The organism is Schaedlerella arabinosiphila (genome assembly GCF_003885045.1).
Lineage (GTDB): Bacteria > Bacillota > Clostridia > Lachnospirales > Lachnospiraceae > Schaedlerella > Schaedlerella arabinosiphila.
In genome coordinates this window covers 4,592,407-4,617,219 of sequence record NZ_RHJS01000002.1, presented here as the reverse complement: position 1 = coordinate 4,617,219, position 24,813 = coordinate 4,592,407, and the positions used below count along the sequence as shown (strand labels likewise).

Below are 24,813 nucleotides of genomic sequence, written 5' to 3'. Positions count from 1 at the left end.
AATAGATTCAGTACGGCCGGAACATGCTTAAATATGCGATGTATCAGTGCTGCGAAGCGTTAAGTCAATGATATTGGATGCGACTTGTAACTACGATGCAGAAGAATATAATGCAGTCATCGAAAAAGATTTGCTTTTATTTTGTTGACAGATTACAATAAAGTATATATATCATATTATATAAATCTCAATAGGATATCAGAGTGCCGGTATGAAGGAAGGAAATAACCAAATGAAGAAGGTAATTACGTATGGGACATATGACCTCTTCCACGAGGGACATTATAACCTGCTTAAAAGAGCGAAAGCATTAGGGGATTATCTGATCGTGGGAGTGACTACGGAATATTATGACCTGCAGAGGGGAAAGCTCAATGTCATGGACCCTGTTCTCAAGAGAGTCGAGAATGTCAGGAAAACCGGGCTGGCAGACGAGGTTATAATTGAGGACCATGAAGGGCAGAAACCGGAAGATATTCAGAAGATGGGCGTAGATATTTTTGCAATTGGCTCAGACTGGGTGGGGACCTTTGATTATCTGAAAGAATTTTGCCAAGTCATATATCTGGATCGGACACCGGATATCTCATCGTCCAAGCTCAGGGAAAACAGATATCCGATCGTCCAGCTCGGCGTGGTAGGTTCCGGTCGGATTGCACCCAGGTTCCTGTCAGAGGCAAAATTTGTTAGTGGCATCAATGCGCGTGCGGTGTATAACCCGAAAGCGGAAAGCTCCAGGGAGTTCGGGAAGAGGCATGAACTGGAGTCTTACTTTGGGGATTTTCAGGATTTTTTGGAAAATATAGATGCAATATATATAGCGTCTCCCCATGAGACTCACTATAATTATGCAAAACAGGCAATTGAAATGGGGCGGCATGTACTCTGTGAGAAACCGTTGACATTCACTGTAAAAAGAGCGGAAGATCTTTATGCACTGGCAGAGGAAAAGGGCGTGATCCTGATGGAAGGAATAAAGACTGCCTATTGTCCCGGGTTTATGCAGATGATGAATATTGCCAGAAGCGGTATGATCGGCGAGGTGCGGGATATAGAAGCATGTTTTTCACGCATTACTCCGCCGGGATTTCGAGAAATGGTGGACCAGGAGTACGGCGGGGCATTTCTGGAGTTTGGCAGCTACACGCTGCTGCCGATCTTTAAGCTCCTGGGATGCAATTATGAAAATGTAGAATTTGACGGCATTTACGCGGAAAACGGAGTGGACCTGTATTCTAAGATTCATTTTCAGTTCAAAAACGCCCTGGCTATGTCTAAAACTGGAATCGGGGTAAAGTCGGAGGGACAGCTTGTCATTGCGGGAACGAAGGGGTATATTCTGGCAGAATCGCCCTGGTGGCTGACAAAATCCTTTGAGGTGCGGTTTGAAGATCCTACAAGGATTGAAAAATATTCCCCCAAATTTTTGGGGGACGGGCTGCGATATGAGATTGCGGATTTTGTTTCTAAGATCAACGGGAATGAAAAGATGTCGCACTGCCTGACAAGAGAAGAATCTGTTGCCATGGCAGGGGTTGTGGAACGGTTTATGGAGGAGCGGAAGCAGGGGCGCAGAGGAAAATACTGACATCGGAAATGCGGATAGAAGGCTAAAGAAATAAAAAAATGTGCCGATACTATATAGAGATTATGTGGGTTTTGCAGACTGAATGTTAATATCTGTAGAGTATCTTTAAATAAAAGAACAGTTTCAGCGAGACAGGTGGACTTCGTCAGATAAGACTGCAATCAAAGGAGCATATACAGGATGAGAAGGAAGATCAAAAAAGAAATCAAAGGTATGATTCAGACAATGTCAGAGGCTCATGAGCATGTGCGCTTTTTATTAGAGAATAAGCGCATTGCAGAAGCGAACGACCTGTTGTCACAGTGTCAGGATTGTGCCGCTCATATCGGGGAGTCTATCGAAAAAAGCGAAGGTATGGATACAAAGGCGGTTTCTTATCTGGAGACTTATTGCGAGCACCTTTATACGATGAGCAGGATGATCGACAGGAAAAAGCTTTCCGGTATCAAGCGCCAGTTAGACGGCTGCCTGAGACAGACAGAATATGAGATTGATGAAGTGATCCCTCTTGATAAGCTCAAGATTGCATTTATGCCTTACAAAGCTTCTATGTGGGACTGCATGGAGAGTGTATGGGAAGCGGCAGACGCGGATGAAGAGTGTGACGCATATGTTGTTCCGATACCATATTATGAAAGAAATGATAAAGGCGGAGCGGAAAAGCTCTGTTATGAGGGAGATATATTTCCTGCTGATGTGCCGATCACATCTTACGAAGACTTTTCCTTGGACAAAGAACGTCCGGATATTATTTACATCCACAATCCTTATGACGGGAACAATTATGTGACAAGCGTACACCCGGATTATTATACCGAAAACCTCAAAAAATTTACAGATGAATTAGTGTATATACCATATTATATATTGGGCGAGGGCGGGATGCCGGATTCACACAGGAGCCTTCCGTCATACCAGTATATTGATAAGATCATTGTTCAGGACGAAGATAAGAAGGAGTCCATGTTGGATTTTGTGCCCGAGGAAAAGATCGCAGCGATCGGTTGTCCGAAGGTTGACCGTCTCCTGAAGCTGGACAAGAAGAAGCAGGAAATCCTGGAGCATGAGATCCCGCAGGAGTGGCGGGAGAAGATTGCCGGCAAAAAGGTAATCCTCTTTAACATCAGTATTACAGGGATACTGAATAATAAGCGTTATGCCATGAAAAAGATTCGGTATGTCCTGTCATGCTTTGAAAACCGGGATGATGTGGTCCTCCTGTGGCGGCCGCACCCGCTGGTAGAAGCGACTTTGAAATCCATGCGTCCAGAGTTGTATGAGGAATACATGGAGATTAAGGATTCGTTTGTACGGAAGGGAGAAGGGATTCTTGATGAAACCGGAGATGCGGGGATTGCTGCTGTGGTGGCGGATGCTTACCTTGGGGAGAATTCTTCGTCGCTGGTGCATTACTTTGGGGTGCTGGGGAAGCCGGTGATGTATATTGACTGGGCGGTGATGGAGGATATTTTGGAGCCGAAAAGGGATTTTCTGTACTTTCATACATTTTTTAAGGAAGGAAATGCAGTATTTTTTGTTCCAGCTAATTGGGGTTACGCACATGATTTATATCGCATAGATTTGGACAGCGGAGAAGTCGATAAACAGATGACGCTTCCAGGCTCTTTTTATAATACATGGGCTTATTATTGTGGAATAAAGAAAGTGGGGGATAAAATTATACTTGCGCCACATAATGGAGAGGATATATATATATATGATCTTATCAGTAAACATGCAATAAAGATTATTCCTCCAGAATCAAATGATAGGTCAATGCTGTTTGATGGGGTGGAGGAATATAAGGGGAAAATATTTTTAATTCCTAAATGTTATCCGGCAATATTAAGTATTGATATAGAAAATTATAATATTTGTGAATACAGAGAATGTATCAGACCCTTCCTTTTAGAAGATAAGAGTAAAATACTTTTTATATGGGCTTATTATAAAAAAGAAAAATATTTGTATCTGGCAAGTTGTAATGTAAGCAAGATTATCATATTCAATATGGAAGACGGAAGCTTTGAAATAAGAAAAATAGGAAGATTTCTGTATGGCTATGCTCATATGGTATATGATGGAGAGTATTTTTGGTTGTCAGCATATGGTAGAAATTGTGTAGTGAGATGGAATGAAAAAACAGGGGAGACAACAGAATATATATATCCAATAGAGCAAGAGCAATCAATGGATAGAACTTTTAGTTGGTTGATTAACAGTGCAGAGTACATTGTAATATGTTATGCGTTTTCGGTAGATATGGTATTTCTTAGCAAGATAACTGGCGAATTTAGTTGGTCAAAAAAAATTGATTGTCATCTTGCCAAAATAAAGAGGGATTCAGTTGAAAGGACAATTAGCTTTTCACTTGCAAAAACAATAGGGGAAAATAAGGCGGTTTTGTTTAATTGTAAAAATAATAGTCTCAATGTATGGAGTATGGATACAGATGAATGGAAAAGTATTTTGTGTCGTATTCCTACTGATGAGTTATTAAACATGGAAAAGAATCGGATAGAAAAAAATATGATATCCAAAGGCGTGCCTTATAATATATTAGAGAAAGCATTGGCAATTTCTGAGTTTATTAATTATATAGCAGCATGGGATGCAGATGTATTTAAGCAAATATATGAATGTTATCAGAAAAAAAAGACTAATATGACAATTGGTGCAGATATACACAATTATATTATAAAAGACTAGAAGGATAGGTAAAAATGATTCCAAGTAATGAATTTCGTAAATGTATTGTGCATTGCGTTTCAGAACTTTATAAGAATATTGGAATCCATGAGGGGACACTGCTAATTTCTGGTGCAAGTGGATTAATTGGATCAACATTGATTGATTGCATTTTAGAGATGAATGATTTATGCTCTGCAGGATTTAAAATAATTGCCATTGCAAGAAATAGAAAAAGGGCGATGGACAGGCTGGGATTATATTTTGATAGGAATGATTTTGAGTTTATATCTTGTGATATAAACAATTCAATACCTGAAATGGGAAAGGCAGACTATATCTTACATGCTGCAAGTAATACGCATCCATTGGAATATAGCAGTGATCCGATTGGGACGATTAATACAAATGTAATAGGAACAGAGAATCTCCTTGAGTATGCAATAATGCACCATACAAAACGTTTTGTCTTCTTATCATCGGTGGAGGTATATGGTGAAGATAGGGACGGAACAAAAGGATTTTCAGAAACTGATTGTGGATATTTGGATTGTAATCAGGTACGTTCAGGTTATCCGGAAAGTAAAAGAGTTGGAGAATGCCTTTGTCGGGCATATGAACATAAGTATAAGATGGATGTTGTAATACCGAGACTATGTAGAGTATATGGTCCTACGATGTGGCCGGATGACAGCAAGGCTTTGGCTCAATTTATAAAAAATGCGGTAAGTAACGAAAATATTGTTTTGAAAAGTAATGGAAAGCAATATTACTCTTACATTCATGTTATTGATGCCGTGAAAGCGATTTTTTATATTATGGATAAAGGGAAATCTGGAGAAGCCTATAATGTATCTTCTAAATTGTCAGATGTAAAGTTAATAGAACTTGCAGAAAAATTATCCGAGATTTCTGGAACGAAAGTCATTTTTAATTTACCACAGGAAGAGGAAAGTCAAGGATATTCCAGAGCGACAACGGCGATACTGAACAATGAAAAACTAAGAGCCCTTGGGTGGAAGGAAGAATTTGATATTGACAGCGGCCTTAGAACGACGGTGAGGATACTAAAAAGCCTAAAAAATAAGTAGGAGAAGTTGCTTTGATAGAGCTTAATCAAGGAGATTTAAGAAAACTACAATTGATTGAATTGGAGTTGTTAGTGGAATTTGACCGTATTTGCAGGAAATATGAGATCCAATATACATTGACAGGAGGAACACTGTTAGGCGCAGTGAGGCATGGTGGTTTTATTCCGTGGGATGATGATGCGGATGTGGCAATGCTGAGGGAAGAATACGAAAGATTTAGAAAAGCATGTCAAATAGAGTTGGATAGCAAATTTTATTTTCAGGATATGCGAAATACACAGGGATACAGATGGGGATATGGGAAACTCAGAAAAAAAGGAACACTATTTTTGAGGGAAAATCAGGAACATATGCCCTATGAGCAAGGTGTATTTATAGATATTTTTCCAAGAGATGGAGTGCCAGACGATTATATTATGCGCAAATTACATAAATTTCAATGTTTTTGTGTTAGAAAGAGTTTGTGGTCTGAAGTGGGAAAGGTAGCTCATAAACAGAAAAATATGAGAATATGGTTTGGGATTTTAAATAAAATGATGGGGAACCATATTTATAAAATATATGAGCATCTGGTGGAAAGAAGTAATAAAAAAAGAACAAAATTGGTTCGTAATCTGATGTTTCCAGTGCCTAACGGGAAAGATGGGTATCTAAGAGCGTGGTATGAAGAGAGTACGGAACTAGAATTTGAAGGATATCGTTTTATGGTCAATAAATCTTATAAAGCATGGCTTATACAGGAATTTGGTGATTATATGTGCTTTCCGCCGCAGGAGAAGAGGAAAATACATCCGGTTGTGAAAATTAATTTGGGAGATTAGAAAAATGTCAGAGAGGATATTTTTATGAATATAGCATTACTAACAGCAGCCGGTATGGGAAGCAGAATGCATTTGGATATACCGAAGCAGTTCTTACATATAGAGGGAAAACCAATCATTTTATATACAATGGAGGCTTTTCAGCGACATCCACAGATTGATGCAATGATTGTAGTTACCTTAGAAAATTGGAAAGAAAACATTAATGCATATGCCCGGAACTATCAGATAGATAAATTAAAATGGATTACGGTAGGCGGAAAAACAGGACAGGAATCTATAAAGAATGGGATTAATGAACTGTCAAAATACTGCCGGCAAGATGATGTTGTGATGGTGCATGATGGAAACAGGCCATTTGTGTCAGAAGAGTTGATATCAGATAGTTTGGCAACTTACAAAGAGTATGGAAGTGCAGTTGCGGCAATGCCATGTATAGAAGCAATATTTAGGAGCGCGAATGGAAGGACATCTAATGAAACTATACCACGAGAACAGCTATTTCGAACACAGACCCCCCATACATATAATTTAGGTAAAATGTTGTGGGCACATAGAAAGGCAGAAGAGTTAAGAATTGAGAATACAACAGCAACTTGTGTTTTAATGCAGATGCTTGGGGAAGAGATTTATTTTTCAAAGGGATCTGAAAAAAATTTGAAACTTACGACACATGATGAATTAGATATTTTTAAGGCAATGATTAGAAAAGAAGGTTTGTAAAATGGACTCAGCTATAAAAAATGATTGGGGCAGATTATCTTTTGATTGGAATGAAATAGAAGAGATTATAGTCTTTGGTTTTGGGTCAATGGCGCAGATATATCTGGATAATATAACTAAAAACGTAAAAATTCGATTTATAATAGATAATTCGGTGCAATTAAAGGGCTGTTGGTATAAAGATATTCCTATTTATTCATATATGGAATCAAAAGAAAATATAAAAAATACAAAAATAGTCATTATGGCAGAAACGACGTCCTATAATGAAATATTCAATATATTGGTACGGGATGGATATATTGAAAATACTGATTTTACAGGGTTAGAACGCTTTATTTGTGAGTGGTATTTTAAGCGTTTAAGGCAGGTCTGCCTTATGGAGATGCATACTACTATTACTACAGTATGTACATTCAACTGCAAGAAATGTAATATGTTTATGCCATATTACAAACAAAGAAGACAATATTCATATGAAAGTCTTAAGGAAAATATTGATTTGATATTTAGACATGTTGATTATATTTTTAAATATCAACTTGTTGGGGGGGAACCTTTTTTAAATAAAGATTTACCAAATTTTTTGGAATATTTATATGATACATATGGAAGCAGAATAGGAAGAATAAGGATAATAACAAATGGAGGTGTTATACCAAACGAAAAACTTTTATATATAATAAAAAAATGTAATATAGAGATCAATATTAGTAATTATCTTAATTCGATAGACTATAAAGAAATATATAATCAGGTAATAGATGCCTTTAAAAGTGCAAAGATAAATTATAAAGAAATTTCTACATTACGCTGGCGAGATTTTGGATTCCCATCGAATACTTTTAGAAGGCCGCAAGAAGAAATCAGGAAACATATGCTTACATGTGCTACTGCATGGCATGGATTAAATAATGGGTGTCTATATTATTGTAATTCTGCATGGAGTGCGTCTGAGTGTGGATTGTTTTCTTTGTCAAATACAGATTATATTGATTTAAGGAGCCTTATGAACTCAGAAGATAGCGGAATTTCAATTATGGAGTTTTGTTTGGGAGACAGAAATCCCGGATATAATAGTTTTTGTAGGATATGTGGCGGATGTGGGGAAGATAACACTGATATAGTACAGGCAGGAGAGCAAATGTAATGAGCAATACATTTGAGTTAGAACGGACAAGGTTTGCAAGGAATTTTGCTAATTATAAAGATAAGAAAATAGTGCTTTATGGAATTGGACGCCGCACGGCAACATTGACGGAACAAACTATGGGGTTTCATTTTGTAGGCCTAATGGACAGGGATCAGGCCAACATTGGGAAAAAAATGTATGGTCTTCCGATTTTCAGTTTGAAGGAAGCAGAAGAAAATGCAGATATGATAATTATTAATGCCCCAGTAACATATTGGAATGTGATATATGGACGTATTAAGAATAGTAAAATACCTGTTTTTTTTACAAACGGAAAAAGAGCAGAAATAAAAAACGACATTTACGATAAAAATAATCCTTATTGGGATAAAAGCTTGGAGAATTTTGAAGAGACACTTTTCAAATATGACGTAATTACATTCGATATGTTTGACACATTAATAGTTCGGAAAGTTCTGAGGCCTGAGGATGTATTCGAGATTATACGGGAAAAAATAGATGAACAAAATATACAATTCCCATATGATTATGTGGCTGTGCGTAATCAAGCTTTAAATAATATGGAAGATTTGTGCTACTCTTTTGATGAGTTATACTGGAAAATTCAAGAAATAACCGGGATTAGTGATGAAGCAATAGTCAGAATAAAAGAGATAGAACTTAATGTTGAGAAAAGCCTCATTGCTCCGAGAAAAGTTGTTATAGATATTTGCAACAAAATGATAAAATCTGGAAAGGATATATATGTTATAAGTGATATGTACTTTCCTGCGTATATTCTTCATAAATTTCTTTTTCAAGCAGGTTTGGTAATTGATGTGAAAAAAATAATTGTATCAAGTGAAAAAGGATGTAGTAAAAGACAAGGACGAATTTGGAAGTATTTTTCTGAAAATATTTTATGTGGCAGAAATGCGATACATGTTGGCGACGATATAGAAGGAGATATACGCATGCCAGCTAGATTTGGAATCAATACATATTATATCATGAGTGTAACTCAGATGCTCTGTAATTCTTCGATAAAAGAATTATATAATATGGTAACAAATATAAAAGAGTCTTTATTAGTGGGAGCGGTTGTGTCACAACTTTTTCATAATCCTTTTGCACTCTGTGCTTCAAGAGGGAAAGTCAGATTTTTTTCGGAACAGATGTGGGGGTATTGTATTTGGGGGCCAGTTATTTTTTCTTTTGTGCAATGGCTTGCGGAACAGAGTAAAATATACAAAATCAGCAGATTTGTTTTTTTTGCAAGAGATGGATACTTGATTCAAAAAGATTATGATTATTATTGCACATTATTAAAAAATAATTTGCCGAAAAGTGATTATTTATATGTATCAAGGAGAATTGCATATATAGCTGCAATTACGGATGAAAAAAGTTTTAAAGAATGGTTAGAATTTCCCTATATAGGTAAATTTGGTGATTTTATGGAGTCACGTTTTTCTGTTGCAATTAGTCCTGATAATGAATTTTTTGATTTTCAAATTCAAATGCCAAATGATAAAAATAAAATTCTAATGTGGTTACAGCCATATAAAGAAAATATAAAAGATGAAATAGCGAAAGAGAGAGAGGATTACATACGTTATTTAAGAGGGAAACAATTAGAAGATTCTTTTGCAATAGTTGATATTGGATATAATGGAAATACGCAAAGGAAATTGGGAAATATTTTAAAAAAAACAATAATAGGTTTTTATTTTTATAACGATTTATCAGCAGAAAATGAATGCAATAAACAAAACAAACTGATACCATGTTTTCAAAGCAGCACAGATTTAATGGCAGAAAAATCTTTTTTATTTAAATATCCATTATTGTTAGAGAGTATGTTTACAGCCCCATATGGTGTAATTGTAAAAGTAGATAAATGTGGGCATAAAGTCTGTTCAAAGAAGGAAAAAAATCAAGAATATTTTACTCAGAGATTATTTATTAATGAAGGAATACAAAAATTTATAAAAGATATAATGAATTTATTTAATAAATGCGGCATTAAAAATAGTTTGGGTGAGGAACTTTTTGTGGATTATATGTTTGGGGTAATATTTGGAAATAGTGCGCTAATATCAGAGATAGAAGATTATTTTTATTGGGATGATATAATTGTACAAAAAAGAGAGAATAAAATTTTTTCTTGAGTGAATTTAAAAGTGTTATTAGATAAGCAATAAAAAGATGTGGGGAATAATATGAAAAAAGCTATTTGGGGTACGGGCCTTTATGCAAGTGAATTTGCATATATTGTAAAAAAAGAGGAAATAGATTTTTTTATAGATAATGATAAAAAGAAAAATGGACAGTATTTTCTTGGAAAAAAAGTATTATCTCCAGATGAGATAAAAAATTGGAACGAGTTATATATATATATTCCATTTAATTTTTATGATGAGATAACAAAACAGATTAGAATTTATGGACTAGAAGAAAAAAAGCATTATAAGAAATATTATGATATAAATACAATTAATGCAAAGGACTTTGAATATGATTATGTTCAAGCTTTAGAAAAATTGCAGATGCAAGAAAAAAATATGAAAGGTTATAGTTTGTTTTGGGGACGGGGATGGGCTCTTCCAAATAGAGGATTCAAAGAATTTATACAAGAATGGAAAGCAAAAGATAGAGATTTAAAACTGGGACTTATTTCAGAGGCAATTTGGTATTCCAGCGAGGAAACAGAAAAAATCATGGGACTACCATCTTTAGTTACGCCAGGAATATTTGATCTGAGTATCTATATAAAGGATGGTGTGCTGTCAGAGGAGCAAACGAAGTTTTTAAAAAATAAAAATTATGCCGATAGTGGTAGCAAATGTTTATGTGCTGAATTTCCGAAGTTAAAACGGGAAAGTGCTGATTACATGGTTTATTATATGTATCAGTATATAATAAAAGTTTTAGAAATGTTAAAACCCAAGTTTATAGTATCTCATCCTCTTTTTACAGTGCAACATTTTATCCTACAGGAGTTATGTCAACTAAAAGGAATACCATTAATATCAACACACCAGGGTGTTCTGCCAGGAACTCTGTCATTTGATATTGATGGTGAAATGGGAAAAAGCCTGCCGTCTGTATATTCAAAAGAGTTTACAGAACTTCCGGTGGATAAAAACGACTTAGAATATGCGGATAAAGTATGGAATTATTTATATAAAAGCAGGATTAACCGTAAGATACAACCTAAAAATAACTGTATAGAATATGTTTTAAAATATATAAACAGAGACAAACCAACTGTTTTTTTTGCAGGCCAGAACGATATTCTGTCGGATATGGTTCCTTATAGAGAAGATACAAAGAAATATCATTCTCCTATTTTCAGGAGTTCCATAGAAGCAGGGATTTATATTGCCGAGTTATGTAAAAGAAAGAAATGGAATTATATATATAAACCTCATCCTATGTGTGTAAGGCTGGAAAAGAAAGATGATTTTCCAGACAATACAATTTATATCGAATCAGGCGATATTAATGATTTGATAGATATATCTGATGTTGTAGTGACAATTTTATCGCAAACCAACTATATTACTATGATTAGGTATAAGCCAGTTGTGATGTTGGGGTTTAATCAGTCGAAAGGAAAAGGATGTACATATGAAGCGTTTGAAAAAAATAAAATTGAGGATGCCATACAGCGAGCTATCAGAGATGGATTTACAGAGGACCAAAGACAGGCCTTTTTAGTACATATTGCTCAATTAATAAAGTATTATCTTTATGATGATCTACAAGAGAGAGAAATTCGCTTTGGACGTAGAGTAACGGGCAGAGTAGAAAGGTTTTATGAACTGGAAAAACTATTAAAAGATTTGTGTTAAGAAGAATTGTGAGATTATCTGATATATAGGATAAGTTTGGATTATTTAGATAGAGGAGATATAGCATCGGTGACGCTGATAAATGAGATCAAGGACTGTATAGAGAAACAATTAAAATGTTGCTTAGGGGGGGGGAATTATTATATGTCCATTTGGTGATATAGGATTACAGGTAAAGTCTATATTAAATAATTGTTATGGAATTCAGGAGAGATATATTATTGACAATTATTTATGTAAGTTTAATTCGGAAATCAAGAATGTTTCTTTTTTAAAGACCATAGATACCTCTTCGTATTCAGTTATTCTGGCTACTAAGGATTATAGTATATATGATACGCTGAAGAAAGATGTAGCTAAATATGTACACAGTAGAAACATTGTAGAATTGCCGTCTATGATGAAAAAGGAAACGATAAAAAAAGAGCTGGAGAAGAAAAAGAAAAAATATACAATTGTGGGAAAGTATAGTTATGGTCCGCTATGCAATCATAGACTGGTAGAATCTGTAGGGAGTTTCAGCGGTATTGGCCCGGGATGTGATGTTGTACAAAATCATGCTATGAATTATATTACGGTACATCCATTTATTTTCAGTGGCGGAGATAATGATTTGGTATCTTTGTTTAAATATGACGAACGTAAAGAGGCGGATTGGTATTTTCCAGGTGTAAGGCCTAAGGGAAAAATTGAAAAGTGTTCGAGGATAAAAATTGGAAATGATGTGTGGCTGGGAAAAAATGTAATAATTACAAATGGCGCGAATATTGGAAATGGAGTGATTGTAGGCGCAGGCGCGGTAATTACAAAAGATATTCCTGACTATGCGGTTGCAGTCGGCGTACCAGCGAGGATCATAAGGTACAGATATACAGAGGAACAAATATGCGCTCTCAATCAAATTGCGTGGTGGGATTGGGAGGAGGAACAAATAAGAAGGCGGTATAATGATTTATATTTACCAATAGACGAGTTTATTAATAAATATTTACCGAAAGTTGAGGAGAAATAAAAAAATGAATGAATATGACTATTTAAAATTCAGGATTAATGAGATAGTAAATTCTACGGATAAGAAAAAAAGAAAGTTGGTTTTATATCCTTTTGGTAAGCAGGGTATGCAAATAAAACAAATTTTGAATTGGCAGTATGGTATTGAGGAAGCGTTTATTATTGATGATGGATTATATCATCTGAATTCTTCTATTAAACCGTTAGAATATTTAAAAAATATTGATACGTCCCAATATATATTTGTCATTACAAGTGATAATTTGAAATACTGGGATGAAATTAGAAGTAATATTAGAAAATATGTAAAAAATGAAAACATAATTGATATGTATTCTTTTAAACCTCTTACATATAGCAATGTCAGAACGGCGTCATTAGAATTAGCGGCAAGAGAAGTTTATGATAAGAATATAGGGGGGGGGATGTGCAGAAGCGGGAGTGTTTCAGGGAAGTTTTGCATCACATATTAATGAATTATTTTATGACAGAAAGTTATATTTATTTGATACTTTTGAGGGGTTTCCAGATAAATATATGAATTTGGATAAAGAGAGGGGCTATACTTATAAAGGTCGAAATCCAGAACTTTATAAAGACACTTCTGTGGATGTTGTACTAAGCAAAATGAAGTATAAAGAGAATGTTTTGATTCGAAAAGGTTTTTTTCCAGATACTTTGCAAGGTTTAGAGGAAGAGTTTTGCTTTGTAAGCCTGGATATGGATTTATACGTACCTCTTAAGGCAGGACTGGAATATTTTTATCCGCGTTTGCTGAGAGGCGGCTATATATTCATCCATGATTGTAATATCGGACATGATGACTATAAAGGCGCAAGGATTGCACTTTTGGAATTTATAGAAAAAGAGAATATCGGATATGTTATGTTACCAGATAATTGTACAGCAGTAATTACAAAATAAAGGAAGAGATGTATGAGTATAGATAATTACAGGTATATTGCTATGATACCGGCAAGGCTAGGTTCTAAAAGGATTCCCAAAAAAAATATTCGTTATATGGCAGGAAAACCGCTGATACAGTATTCCATTGAATTAGTTTTGCAAAGTAATCGATTTGAAAGTTTATGGGTTAATACAGAAAGTGAAGAGCTGGGTAAGGCTGCGGAGAAACTAGGAGCACAATTTCACAGGCGTCCTGATACGTTGGCATCGGATTCTGCAACAAACCGTGATTTTACATATGAGTTCCTACAGCGGCATGCTTGTGATTATGTGATTATGGTTAATACCACTTCACCGCTTTTGCGTCAAAGCACAATGGAGAGATTTCTGGATTATATAGAGGGCAACGATTACGATACAGTATTGTCTGTGGTAGCAGAGAAAGAAGAAACTTTCTTTCAGGGAAAACCGCTGAATTTTTCTTTTTCAGAAAAAATTAACAGCCAATTGTTAGAACCTACAGAGGCAGTAGTATGGGCGTTGACGGCATGGAAACGTGCAACATTTATGGAAATGCAGGAGAAAGGGTTAAATCCGGTTTTTGGCGGAAAAGTTGGGAAATTTGCAATTCCAAAAGATGAGGCCTGCGATCTGGATACGGAAGAGGACTGGAACATTGCAGAAGGAATATTGATGTCACGTAGAAATAAACCAGAGAGGAGATATATGGAATTATGAAAGGTTATTCGGAATCCTATTTTGATTTGATATATAAGAATCTAAAGGAAATGAAAGTAACTGTTGATAATGGTAAAGAGATTACAAAAGATGAAGGGTTTGATATTTGGGCAGAGCGTGCGAGGGATGTACAGCAGAATACAAAAGGACTTATTTTTTTCTGCGGAAATGGCGCCAGCGCCAGTATGGCAGAGCACATGTCTCATGATTGGTTTCAAAATGCGGTTATCAATACTACGACATGCGCAGAGGTGTCGCATGTGACTGCTATCAGCAATGACTTTGGTTACGAGGATGTTTATGCATATCGAATTGAACGGATTGTATCCGATAGGGATATTATGGTTGCTATTTCGTCATCTGGAGATTCACAAAATATTGTGAAGGCTGTTTTGGCGGCAAAGAAAAACAATGCATTTGTGATAACTGTATCTGGAAAAAAAGCGGATAATAAAATTCGCAAAATGGGAGATTTGAATTTTTATGTTCCGCTCAATACTTTTGGAGAGGTGGAGAGCGCTCATGCAGTGCTGCTTCATGGTGCGTTAGATTATTTTTTGGATAAATATATGGGAGGCAGACATTAATGAAAGTAGTAGTTGGTGCATCCTCTTTTGGAGATACGAACTCAGAGGTTATTGATATATTAAAGAGTAAAGGGATTGAAATAGTAAAAAATCCTTATGGGCGTAAAATGAACCAGGAGGAAATTATCAAACATCTGCAGGGGGCGGATGGGCTACTGGCAGGCTTAGAACCATTAAATGAGGAAGTATTTATCCAATGCCCGAATTTAAAAGCTATCGCAAGGATTGGCATTGGTATGGACAATGTAGATCAAGAGGCAGCAGCCAGATATAAAATCAAAGTGTCAAATACGCCAGAAGGGCCAACAAGTGCAGTCGCAGAGATGACATTAACAGCGTTGTTATCAATCTGCCACAATTTAATTGATGCTAATGATGATATACATAATGGAATCTGGAAGAAGCGCATGGGAAAATCTATTCAGGGAATGAAAGTATTGGTAATCGGTTATGGGCATATTGGGAAAAAAACAGCTGAATTACTGGAAAGATTAGGTGCTGAAATCAGTATTTATGATAAATATATATCGGAGGTATCCGTGCCTTCCCTGGAGCAGGGGGTTGCCCAAGCAGACGTCATTACGCTGCATGCATCCGGCAAAGAGGAGATTATCTCTCAGGAGTTAATTCAACAGATGAAAGATGGTGTGATTATCCTTAATAGTGCCAGAGGCGGCCTAGTTAATGAGCAGGCATTGTATGATGCGTTGAAGTCGAATAAAGTGGCCGCATTCTGGGGGGATGCTCTCTGGGAAGAACCCTATGAAGGGATTATAAAGGAATGTAAAAATGCCATATTGACGCCGCACATCTGTACCTATACTACATCGTGCAGAACGTCTATGGAAAAACAGGCGGTAGAAAATCTGTTGGGAGATTTGGGACTATGATTTATGAAAAGGAGTATAAGCTGGCTATGCAGGCAGCAGTTCAGGCAGGACAATATCTGGATGCTTTAGGAGATGTGGTGGTGGACAGCCAACAGGGCAAAGACATCAAACTACAGGCAGACAAAAAAAGTGAAAAATTGATCATAGATATACTGCAGGAAACAGGAATTCCAGTTCTTTCTGAAGAATGTGGATTTGTAGGCGAATATAAAGATGGAAGAGAGTGGATTATAGATCCATTAGATGGAACAGCTAATTTTTGGAAAGGTATACGCGAATTGGCATGTGTATCTGTGGCATTATGGGAAAATGGGAAGCCAGTTCTTGGAGTAGTTAATCGGTTCTATCAAAAAGAAATATATTCTGGAATTGTGGGAGAGGGCGCATGGCTGAACGGTGAAGCCATACATACATCAAATGTTGAACATATGGAGGACGCAGTATTGGCGACGGGATTCCCTGTGAAGCGTAATTATGATCAGGAAAGTTTAAATGAATTTATTACTAAAGTACAAAATTTCAAGAAAATCAGAATGTTAGGTACTGCCGCAATTATGGGAGCGTTAGTAGCAGATGGGAAAATTGATGCTTATACGGAAGAACAGATTATGCTGTGGGATATAGCTGCGTCTTCTGCTATTGTTAAAGCAGCAGGGGGCGAAGCGCAAATTCAGATGCTTGGGCAATATCAATGTATCTGTAAACTATTTGCAAATAATACATTATTTTGTTCATACCAAAATCAATTCCAGAAAAAATGATACCGGATTAATAAAAATATTTAGCTAACAGGAAGTTTTATTGAATGTGCAATATAGCATGGGGGATAAAGCGCAGTAAATGGAGGAACTGACACTATGCTTAGATCTTATCAGTATACGGAGAAATCATATTTTGAATATACATTTCAGAGCAACCTTTTTCGAGATAAGCAGATTGGAATAGCACGTAGATTTGTGGATATGCATCCAATCCGCAGGGATATGAAAGAAACGTGTCCCATCTGCGGACAAGCTGCAGGGAATTATTTTTTTTCTAAATGGAAAGTGGATTATGTATGCTGTCCCGTATGTAAAAGCATATTTGCTGTATATGATAAGCACACAGTAGAAGAATATCATGACAATCCAGAACTGTTGGAACTGCGAATTTCCGATGTGTATCAAGAAGAAATTATGCGAAACAGACAAGATACATGGAATGAATTTCTAGAGTGGATAGAAGTCCGGGCTTTTCGTTTTATGAGGAGGAATCGAAATCTGTCTATAGTTGATTATGGGAATCGTTTTGAAGGATATGTAGATAGTATCAGGAAATCACAGATATGTGGAAATTATGATCTAAAATCTTCAATTCTGTCTGTAGATGTGGATGATATTCAGTATGGAAAAGCTGATATGGTTCTTTATCTGGATCAGATGCAGCAAGAAATACAGCCTGTTGCACGTATTCAGGAACTAAAAAAATATCTAAAGGAAGACGGGATATTAATTTTGAATACAAGGGCAGGAAGTGGATTTGACATTGTTACTTTGAAAGAAAAAAATGCTCGGATATACCCATATGAACATATTTTGTTACCTTCTGTAAAAGGACTGGTTTTATTTTTGGAGAAAAATGGATTTGAAATTTTAGAAATAACCACTCCTGGAGTTATGGATGTAAAATATGTTTTGGATTTTAAAGATAAATTAGATGACCAGGAAAACTTTGTAAAATATTTATTGGAAGAATCCAGTCAGTCTATCCTACAGGAATTTCAAAGATTTCTTCAGAAGGGATGCCTTAGTTCCTTTGTGAGTGTCATAGCAAAAAAGAGAAAAATATGATTTAAATTTGTGTATTATGGAGAGAAAAATATGGTTTTTGATCAACTTAGAAATTTAAATAAATATATAGAACATAAACAATATAATAAGATAGAAAACTTTTTGAAAAAAGTATCTATGGATATGCAGGAAGGTTATTATGAGATTGATGGGAAAGATATTTATGCAAGGGTGATGAGTTATCCTACTCTTTTACAATGTGATTGCCTGATAGAAGCTCATAATCATTATATTGATATTCAATCATCCCTTATTGGAGTTGAAAGAATTGATATTTTTGACAGGAGAAAACTTGATATTGAAAAAGAATATAATGAAGAACAAGATGTCGTTTTTTTTAAGGAAACAGAAATTCCGAGTGTCTCTGTAAATAATGTTGCTGGATATTTCTCTATGATTTTCCCAGAGGAAGCGCATCGTCCTAAAATATCAGTTAACCGGCAATGTGAAGATGTAAAAAAATTTGTGATAAAAATTCATATATAAACTAAAAGAGGGAAAGTTTATGCGAAAGTTTAGAACAGTCATAATTGGGATGGGCAGGATGGGAAAAACAAGATATGTGGCAATGAAAAAGCATGGACATTTTGAAATAACAGGTTTATGTGATAATGATATAAGTCAGCTTGGCGAATATGATATAAATAAGTATGAAGACTGGAAGTGCAGTATTGATCAGGAGCGGCCAGAGATTGTAGTGGTATGTACTGTGAATGCGGTAATTCCTCAGGTAGTATGTTATGCACTGGAAAAAGGATGTCATGTATTTGCTGAGAAGCCGCCAGGAAAAACTCTTGAAGATGCATTGACTATGAAAAAAGCTTTTCTAAAACATAAGAATCAGATATTAAAGTTTGGCTTTAATCATCGATATCATTATTCAGTAATAGAGGCAAAATCTTTGATTGATTCAGGGTTTCTGGGAAAAGTCGTAAATATACGTGGAGTATATGGGAAAGCTGGGAATCTCCAAAAATCTGAATGGAGAAATGACATCGAGATTGCAGGAGGAGGGATTTTACTGGATCAGGGAATCCATATGCTGGATTTATTACGTTATTTCGTGGGAGATTTCAAGTTTGTAAAAGGATTTACGGAAAAGTTGGTCTGGAAAGAAGCGGCAGGTGAAGATACGGCATTCATTACATTAAAAACGGATTCTGGAAAAGTTGCTACGCTGCATTCAAGTGCAATTCAATGGAAACATAAATTTGATATGGATATTACGTGTACAAACGGGTACATTGCACTGAATGGATTGCTCACATCCACTAAAAGTTATGGCGAGGAACGTATTACATATTATAGAAAGGATTTGGAACAAAAAAGTGGGAAATTAGGCAATCCTACAGAGTATACGATGTGCTTTGATGAGGATAGCTCATGGGATTTTGAAATTGAGGAGTTTTATAAAGCTATAAAAGGCGAAAAGCCAATCATGAACGGTACAATAGAAGATGCAGTAGCTGTTATGGAATTGATTGATAAGGTATATGGAAATAAATTATAAAAAAGTTTTGAGGAGGTTAATATGACTAAGTGTGTAGTAATCGGAAAAGGAGAAGTTGTAAATACAGTATGTAAGTGTCTTAGAGAATTAGAGGAATATAAGCCTATATATTGTGTGGAAGATGGTGCAAAAAATTTGGAAAAAGAATGTAATGGGATTGAATTCATTACATATGAGGAGTTAATGGCAGAAGATGCAGTGAAAACAATGAAAATAATCATTGCAGATGATTCTCAGGAGCAATTATATAAGCGTGTATTAGAGTCAGGATATTCAAAAGATAATATTATTTTTGCGGATGATATTATAAAAGAGATGTTTCATAAAGAATATGAGGCCTTTTGCCATAAGTATGAATGTATTGGCAAAAATATAAAAATAACAGTTAATGATAAAAAAATTACTGAAGATTTAATAAAATATGGTTTTGATGTAATAAAATATCATGTCGATAAAAATGATTATCAATGTTATCTGGATCAGGCAAATTATGAAGACCGGTATCCGGCATATTTAAATGAATTTAAAGAAGGATTGTCAGCTAAAACGTTTCAACATTATATATCCTATAAATTATTGGATATGAAGAAAGATGACGTTTATATGGATGTAGCTAGTAGTCATTCTGTATTTCCCTATATTGCTGAAAAACTCTGCGGAATAAAGGCATATAAACAGGATATATCATATAAATGGGGAGTAAACGGTAATTTTATTGGTAGTTATGCGTCTTCTATTCCTATGCCAGATAATACCGTTGATTATATGACATTGCATTGTTCGTTTGAACATTTTGAAGGCAAAGAAGATTTTGATTTTATTAAGGAAGCCCATAGGTTATTGGTGGGGGGTGGTAAAGTATGTATTATTCCCCTGTATTTAGCAGATGAATTTGTGATAATGACATCACCAAAAGTATGGTTGAATAAATATTCTGTATATATAAAGGCTCCAGAACTTGATCCCAGGGCGAAAATTAGCATAAATGAAACAATATGCCAGAGACAGTCAAAACATTTTTCAGCAAAAATATTGAAAGATGAGTTACTTAACAAGTTTAAAGATCAATTTAATATAAAAATATATTATCTGGAGAACTTCAGAGAATTTGTAAGGGATAAACCGTTTGCTCTGATTTTAGAAAAGATTTGATAAAATTGAGTGCAGTAAGAAGTCATTCAAACTTTACCTACTAAATATTTATGAATATTGAAAGGGAGTATATGCTTTATGCTAAATAAAAAAAGGACTGCTGTTGTATTTACAGCAAATACACCGCATGTGGCTCATGCAAGCCTAATGCTTGATTCTTTAAAAGATGAAAATAAAGGAAATTTTCAAGGTGATATTTGGGTGATTTCGACGGGATTATCAGTAAGAGCACAAAATTTTCTTGACAGTATTGGAGTAAAGTTTTTAATTAATAGACTAAGTTCATTAAATGAATGGAAAAATTGGAAACTGGTTGCAGAAAGTATTCCTGAATATGAGGAGTTCATAAATGAAAAAGATAGAGAAGAAAGCTTAAAGCAGGCATTTGAAATATATCGTAATAAAAGGATGAGCAAACTTATTATCTTAGACTGGGTGAAAAAGTTTGGTGATTCCTATGATTTTATTGCACTTTGCGATAATGATTTATATTTTCAGAGAGATGTTCATTCATTGTTTGAATACTATTATAGTCAGGATGCAGACAGGATATATTACTGGCAGGAAGAAAATGAAATGTTGCCAGGTACTTCTTTATGGGAAAAGAATTTTCACTATTCATCTCGATATGACGCATCAAAGTTAGAGTTTGGGAAGAATGAAATAAATATTGGATTTATAATGGGCTCTGTCAACATTCTTTATCAAGTGTTTTGTGATGTGAAGATAGATTTTTTTTACTTGGATATTGAATTATTTACGAAGTATAAATGGCACGATCAAGATCTGGTGAGATTAAATAGGGCGAAGCATCCGGAAAGATATGCTTTAGTTCAGGAGGGGGCGATTGTACATATATGTAATGGAGGAATGAAAGTAGTTGAGGAAAAATATCCTCAGGAGTTTTACCATTTAAGAACAGGTGAAAAACCTTTTGTCATTCATTTTGCTGGAGGAAATTGGAAGCCATATTCAATTAAGCCGCCTTATGTGATAGAACCAGATAATTATTATTTTAGTCAGGAATTAAAAGAGCAGTATGATGTTATTAGAAAAGGTTCGTTTCAGAATTTATTTGATGACACTACAGATAAATATTTTACAGAACAAAATAAAGAATCAAAAATTAATGCGCGAAGAGAATGGATTAAATTAGCAAAAAATGGTAAGAGAAAAATACTAATAGTATCAAATATTGAGGCTGTGCCGAACAATATTGATTTTGATTTATATGATATTGTTGTAACAGGAAAAAATATTATTGAAAAAAATCCGAATATAGTATATGAAGATTTTCCTATTATTCTTCAAGATATTAATTTAATAATAAAAGATCAATATTTAGTAAGAACCTATGGGATGCAATTGCCAAATATTCCAGATGAATTTTATCAAGAGATGATTAGGCCTGTTATAACAGAAAATAATCATACTGTCAGAGAGACTATGGCAGTGACAAATTTATTTTTTCTATATCTGTCAGATATGCTTGCTTTTTACAGACCAGAGTTGGTTTTTATACTAGGATTTTTAAAACCATGGGAAAATATAATAAAAAATATTTGCCAATGGAGAGGTATTACGGCGCATTGTCCTGAAGGGCTGAAGCTACCGGAAGGACTAACATTTGACAGTTATTGTGATCGGATAGGGGAAAATCGAATTGAGGCGGTTAAAGACCCGATAGTATCTGTGATAATGCCTGTATATAATTCGGAAATGTATTTATCAGCAAGTATTAATTCAATATGTAGGCAGACACTGACGTCTTTTGAACTTATATGTATAAATAATGGGTCGACAGACGATTCCCAGGCGATATTGGATTATTTTGCAGCATACGATTTGCGAATCAGGATACATTACCAGGAAGAACCTAATCAAAGAGCTGCCCGAAATTGGGGATATACCCATGCGAAAGGAAAATATGTATATTTAATAGACAGTGATGATTACCTGGATGCTAATGCTTTAGAGACTCTTGTAAATGTCGCTGAAAATAAAAATGCAGATCTGGTTTACTTCTTTTTTCGAGAGGTAAGGACAGATTTAAACACTGTTAGGCCACGACCCAGGTGGTATAGTTACAGACGTTTTTTCCCGGATGACCAGGTATTTAAAATGGAGCAAAAGTATTATAAATTTTTTATACAGTATCCGTTTCCATGGGCAAAATTAATCAGGCGAGATTTGGTTTTGGAAAACCAGTTGTATTTTGATTTAGACTGTTCAAATTTTGACGATAATCCACATAATCTTAAAGTATTATTTTCTGCTCAAAATGTGTATGTATATAATGGCCAGTTATACAATTTCAGGATTCATAATAAATCTATGACACAGAGCAAAAGTCCTCGTATTATGGGAATGATAGATGCGATTCGATTAATGAATGAGATCTATAAAAAATTTAATAGTTATGACCTATATGCCAGATGGTATGTTCCATATAAAATACATCTTGTTGCATGGGCTTGGGATATGGTTCCAGATGAATTAAGAGAAATTTATTTTGCAAATGTAAAAAAAATGTTCTTTCCGAAAGATGAAAAGTTTTTTCAAGATGATTTTGTGTGGTCTTATTATGAAATGCCTAATCAGGCATTTTTAAATAGGGTAAGAGAAATGCTTTCTCAGAGTTATGAAAAATTTATAGAGGAAAAAGGGAAAAATCTAATGAGAGGATTTAAGGTAGCGATAATGGGGCAAATGCCAGCAAAAGGATATTCTGGCGGGCGCTATTGCGCATGGGTCCTGGCCGAGGCTTTAGCAAATGAAGGTAATCAAGTATATATGATTATTAATGATATACCGGAGTTTAGTGAAGATTTTAAACAGTATCCTAACCATAAGCAGATTAAAGTTATTTTAGCTCATGATTTTTACAATTTTAGATTTACAGAGAGCAAGTTAGATTATGTGATATGTATACCAGCAATAGGCAAAGGAGAAAAGTTTTATAATGCGTGTATGTATTTCGCAATTATGAAAGAAGCCAGATTTGCTTTTGTTAACTTTGAAACGCCAAACTGGTATCAGGCATGCACGGAAATAAAACGACCGGAAAAAGATTACAAAATTTTGAAACGAATGTGTAAATATGGTTGTTTGATTTTTAGCTTAGCTAACGAGTCCCAAAAATACGCGTTGGAATATTATAATAAATTCCCCAAACAGACAGAGTATTGTGTATGGTCGCCACCAATTAACTCAATTATGGCAGATAAGGTAAAAGAGGAAAAAGGAAATCAGATTTTGATTTTTCTACGCATTAGAGACAAACATAAGGGTGGAGATGACTTTTTACAACTATTAGGAGAATACTTACGGGGAATGACATGTGTTTGTGTTGTGGGGAATGGGGAAATACCACAAGATTTTATGGCTCAGGCGAAGTTAAAGGCAAATCAATACGGGATAACACTAAAATTTGAAAAGGGTTTAAGCGACTATCGAAAATTTCAGGAAATTAAGAGGTCAAAGCTTTTATTGTTTCCTTCTCATTTTGAGGGATATGGATATCCGCCAGTGGAGGCGCTTTATTGTGGAACCATGTGTGTGGTTTATGATCTGCCAGTTTTACGTGAAATATCTGGTGATGCGTTAACCTACTGTGAGATGGGAAATGTATCTATGTTACGTGAGAGTATGCAGATGCTTTTGAAAGAAAAGCGAATAGAACCTATATGTGTTGATACCGCAGATTTTTTTAAACAGGCAGATCGTCTGCATCATATTTTGGAAGACAACTTTACAAATCAAAAGTTAAAAACTAAAAGGAATTTCAGTGTTAAATTATGGGGGAAAATAAAAAAATGGTACTACGTTACCGTCAAAAAGGAGATTCCTGAAATGGTGAAATATTGTATTAATATTGACGCTGAAATATCACAAATTTTAACGTGTAGTAATGAAACCTGGAAAAAGGTTAGAAAGGAGATAAAAGGAAAAGATATTTATATCTGGGGATGTGGACGAGCTTATCTGGACTTATATCCGAAATACTATAAAAGAATAAAGATAAAAGGGATTTTGGACAGCAGTCCTAATAAAATTGGGACAGAAGATAAATTGTCAGGAAAAATAATTCAGAATCCAGAAATACTACGAAAAGAAAATAAGGATTTAACAGTTGTTTTGATATCGAATAAGAATAATGTAGATACGATTATTGAAGAATTAAAAAAATATAGGATTAAGTATTATCACTCTTTATGTATGATTGAAATTAATTCTTTAGAAGGTAAAATATATAGATTGTATACACAAAAAAGAGGGAAAGTATAGGCG

General features: G+C 35.0%; 20 protein-coding genes. All 20 read left to right on the top strand.

Going from position 1 to position 24,813, the window contains the following annotated elements; translation table 11 throughout:
- Positions 1–232 precede the first annotated feature (232 nt).
- The 20 genes from EBB54_RS21745 (at position 233) to EBB54_RS21650 (ending at position 24,810) form a co-directional block, all read left to right on the top strand.
- Positions 233–1,588 (top strand): Gfo/Idh/MocA family oxidoreductase, encoded by a 1,356-nt coding sequence (locus EBB54_RS21745; protein WP_125128964.1) that lies wholly within the window; start codon positions 233–235, stop codon positions 1,586–1,588.
- A 408-nt stretch (positions 1,589–1,996) separates the two neighbouring features.
- Complete coding sequence (locus EBB54_RS21740) at positions 1,997–4,297, top strand: hypothetical protein (protein WP_148099392.1); 2,301 nt, start codon at positions 1,997–1,999, stop codon at positions 4,295–4,297.
- Positions 4,298–4,311: 14 nt separating this feature from the next.
- Positions 4,312–5,367, top strand: a complete 1,056-nt coding sequence (locus EBB54_RS21735) for an NAD-dependent epimerase/dehydratase family protein (RefSeq protein WP_125128962.1) — start codon at positions 4,312–4,314, stop codon at positions 5,365–5,367.
- Positions 5,368–5,378: 11 nt separating this feature from the next.
- A complete protein-coding gene (locus tag EBB54_RS21730; protein WP_125128961.1) occupies positions 5,379–6,188 on the top strand; it encodes a LicD family protein in 810 nt (269 codons plus the stop codon).
- Positions 6,189–6,212: 24 nt separating this feature from the next.
- Entirely contained in the window at positions 6,213–6,911 is a 699-nt protein-coding gene (locus EBB54_RS21725; protein ID WP_125128960.1) for an IspD/TarI family cytidylyltransferase, read from the top strand.
- Between the two features lies 1 nt (position 6,912).
- Positions 6,913–8,061 (top strand): radical SAM protein, encoded by a 1,149-nt coding sequence (locus tag EBB54_RS21720; RefSeq protein WP_125128959.1) that lies wholly within the window; start codon positions 6,913–6,915, stop codon positions 8,059–8,061.
- Positions 8,061–10,214, top strand: coding sequence for an HAD-IA family hydrolase (locus EBB54_RS21715; RefSeq protein WP_125128958.1), 2,154 nt, complete (start codon positions 8,061–8,063; stop codon positions 10,212–10,214). Before EBB54_RS21720 ends, EBB54_RS21715 begins: the two co-directional genes overlap by 1 nt.
- A 51-nt stretch (positions 10,215–10,265) precedes the next feature.
- Positions 10,266–11,900, top strand: coding sequence for a hypothetical protein (locus EBB54_RS21710; protein ID WP_125128957.1), 1,635 nt, complete (start codon positions 10,266–10,268; stop codon positions 11,898–11,900).
- 397 nt (positions 11,901–12,297) lie between these two features.
- Positions 12,298–12,912 (top strand): CatB-related O-acetyltransferase, encoded by a 615-nt coding sequence (locus EBB54_RS21705; protein WP_125128956.1) that lies wholly within the window; start codon positions 12,298–12,300, stop codon positions 12,910–12,912.
- Positions 12,913–12,916: 4 nt separating this feature from the next.
- The gene (locus tag EBB54_RS21700) at positions 12,917–13,384 is read left to right on the top strand and encodes a hypothetical protein (protein ID WP_125128955.1); all 468 of its coding nucleotides are present in this window, start codon (positions 12,917–12,919) and stop codon (positions 13,382–13,384) included.
- Positions 13,353–13,835 carry a TylF/MycF/NovP-related O-methyltransferase gene (locus EBB54_RS21695; RefSeq protein ID WP_125128954.1) on the top strand — a complete coding sequence of 161 codons (483 nt, stop codon included), beginning with the start codon at positions 13,353–13,355 and terminating at the stop codon, positions 13,833–13,835. The genes EBB54_RS21700 and EBB54_RS21695 overlap by 32 nt, the downstream gene beginning before the upstream one ends.
- A 12-nt stretch (positions 13,836–13,847) precedes the next feature.
- The gene (locus EBB54_RS21690; protein ID WP_125128953.1) at positions 13,848–14,555 is read left to right on the top strand and encodes an acylneuraminate cytidylyltransferase family protein; all 708 of its coding nucleotides are present in this window, start codon (positions 13,848–13,850) and stop codon (positions 14,553–14,555) included.
- Complete coding sequence (locus tag EBB54_RS21685; RefSeq protein WP_125128952.1) at positions 14,552–15,142, top strand: SIS domain-containing protein; 591 nt, start codon at positions 14,552–14,554, stop codon at positions 15,140–15,142. The genes EBB54_RS21690 and EBB54_RS21685 overlap by 4 nt, the downstream gene beginning before the upstream one ends.
- The gene (locus EBB54_RS21680; RefSeq protein ID WP_125128951.1) at positions 15,142–16,032 is read left to right on the top strand and encodes an NAD(P)-dependent oxidoreductase; all 891 of its coding nucleotides are present in this window, start codon (positions 15,142–15,144) and stop codon (positions 16,030–16,032) included. Before EBB54_RS21685 ends, EBB54_RS21680 begins: the two co-directional genes overlap by 1 nt.
- A complete protein-coding gene (locus EBB54_RS21675; protein ID WP_125128950.1) occupies positions 16,029–16,793 on the top strand; it encodes an inositol monophosphatase family protein in 765 nt (254 codons plus the stop codon). The genes EBB54_RS21680 and EBB54_RS21675 overlap by 4 nt, the downstream gene beginning before the upstream one ends.
- Before the next feature lie 96 nt (positions 16,794–16,889).
- The gene (locus tag EBB54_RS21670) at positions 16,890–17,861 is read left to right on the top strand and encodes a hypothetical protein (protein WP_125128949.1); all 972 of its coding nucleotides are present in this window, start codon (positions 16,890–16,892) and stop codon (positions 17,859–17,861) included.
- A 9-nt stretch (positions 17,862–17,870) separates the two neighbouring features.
- Positions 17,871–18,347: a YhcH/YjgK/YiaL family protein gene (locus EBB54_RS21665; RefSeq protein WP_205128761.1), complete on the top strand. Its 477-nt coding sequence runs from the start codon at positions 17,871–17,873 to the stop codon at positions 18,345–18,347.
- A gap of 19 nt (positions 18,348–18,366) precedes the next feature.
- Positions 18,367–19,371 carry a Gfo/Idh/MocA family protein gene (locus tag EBB54_RS21660; RefSeq protein ID WP_125128947.1) on the top strand — a complete coding sequence of 335 codons (1,005 nt, stop codon included), beginning with the start codon at positions 18,367–18,369 and terminating at the stop codon, positions 19,369–19,371.
- Positions 19,372–19,392: 21 nt separating this feature from the next.
- Positions 19,393–20,523, top strand: a complete 1,131-nt coding sequence (locus tag EBB54_RS21655; protein ID WP_125128946.1) for a class I SAM-dependent methyltransferase — start codon at positions 19,393–19,395, stop codon at positions 20,521–20,523.
- 78 nt (positions 20,524–20,601) lie between these two features.
- Entirely contained in the window at positions 20,602–24,810 is a 4,209-nt protein-coding gene (locus EBB54_RS21650; RefSeq protein ID WP_125128945.1) for a glycosyltransferase, read from the top strand.
- Positions 24,811–24,813 lie beyond the last annotated feature (3 nt).

What these genes read in the sequence shown, in the direction of transcription:
- EBB54_RS21725 (WP_125128960.1), top strand. Translation starts at nt 6,213, where the DNA reads ATGAATATAGCATTACTAACAGCAGCCGGTATGGGAAGCAGAATGCAT.
- EBB54_RS21680 (WP_125128951.1), top strand. Translation starts at nt 15,142, where the DNA reads ATGAAAGTAGTAGTTGGTGCATCCTCTTTTGGAGATACGAACTCAGAG.
- EBB54_RS21650 (WP_125128945.1), top strand. Translation starts at nt 20,602, where the DNA reads ATGCTAAATAAAAAAAGGACTGCTGTTGTATTTACAGCAAATACACCG.
- EBB54_RS21720 (WP_125128959.1), top strand. Translation starts at nt 6,913, where the DNA reads ATGGACTCAGCTATAAAAAATGATTGGGGCAGATTATCTTTTGATTGG.
- EBB54_RS21655 (WP_125128946.1), top strand. Translation starts at nt 19,393, where the DNA reads ATGACTAAGTGTGTAGTAATCGGAAAAGGAGAAGTTGTAAATACAGTA.
- EBB54_RS21685 (WP_125128952.1), top strand. Translation starts at nt 14,552, where the DNA reads ATGAAAGGTTATTCGGAATCCTATTTTGATTTGATATATAAGAATCTA.
- EBB54_RS21715 (WP_125128958.1), top strand. Translation starts at nt 8,061, where the DNA reads ATGAGCAATACATTTGAGTTAGAACGGACAAGGTTTGCAAGGAATTTT.
- EBB54_RS21740 (WP_148099392.1), top strand. Translation starts at nt 1,997, where the DNA reads ATGAGCAGGATGATCGACAGGAAAAAGCTTTCCGGTATCAAGCGCCAG.
- EBB54_RS21710 (WP_125128957.1), top strand. Translation starts at nt 10,266, where the DNA reads ATGAAAAAAGCTATTTGGGGTACGGGCCTTTATGCAAGTGAATTTGCA.
- EBB54_RS21690 (WP_125128953.1), top strand. Translation starts at nt 13,848, where the DNA reads ATGAGTATAGATAATTACAGGTATATTGCTATGATACCGGCAAGGCTA.
- EBB54_RS21675 (WP_125128950.1), top strand. Translation starts at nt 16,029, where the DNA reads ATGATTTATGAAAAGGAGTATAAGCTGGCTATGCAGGCAGCAGTTCAG.
- EBB54_RS21700 (WP_125128955.1), top strand. Translation starts at nt 12,917, where the DNA reads ATGAATGAATATGACTATTTAAAATTCAGGATTAATGAGATAGTAAAT.
- EBB54_RS21670 (WP_125128949.1), top strand. Translation starts at nt 16,890, where the DNA reads ATGCTTAGATCTTATCAGTATACGGAGAAATCATATTTTGAATATACA.
- EBB54_RS21735 (WP_125128962.1), top strand. Translation starts at nt 4,312, where the DNA reads ATGATTCCAAGTAATGAATTTCGTAAATGTATTGTGCATTGCGTTTCA.
- EBB54_RS21705 (WP_125128956.1), top strand. Translation starts at nt 12,298, where the DNA reads ATGATGAAAAAGGAAACGATAAAAAAAGAGCTGGAGAAGAAAAAGAAA.
- EBB54_RS21660 (WP_125128947.1), top strand. Translation starts at nt 18,367, where the DNA reads ATGCGAAAGTTTAGAACAGTCATAATTGGGATGGGCAGGATGGGAAAA.
- EBB54_RS21745 (WP_125128964.1), top strand. Translation starts at nt 233, where the DNA reads ATGAAGAAGGTAATTACGTATGGGACATATGACCTCTTCCACGAGGGA.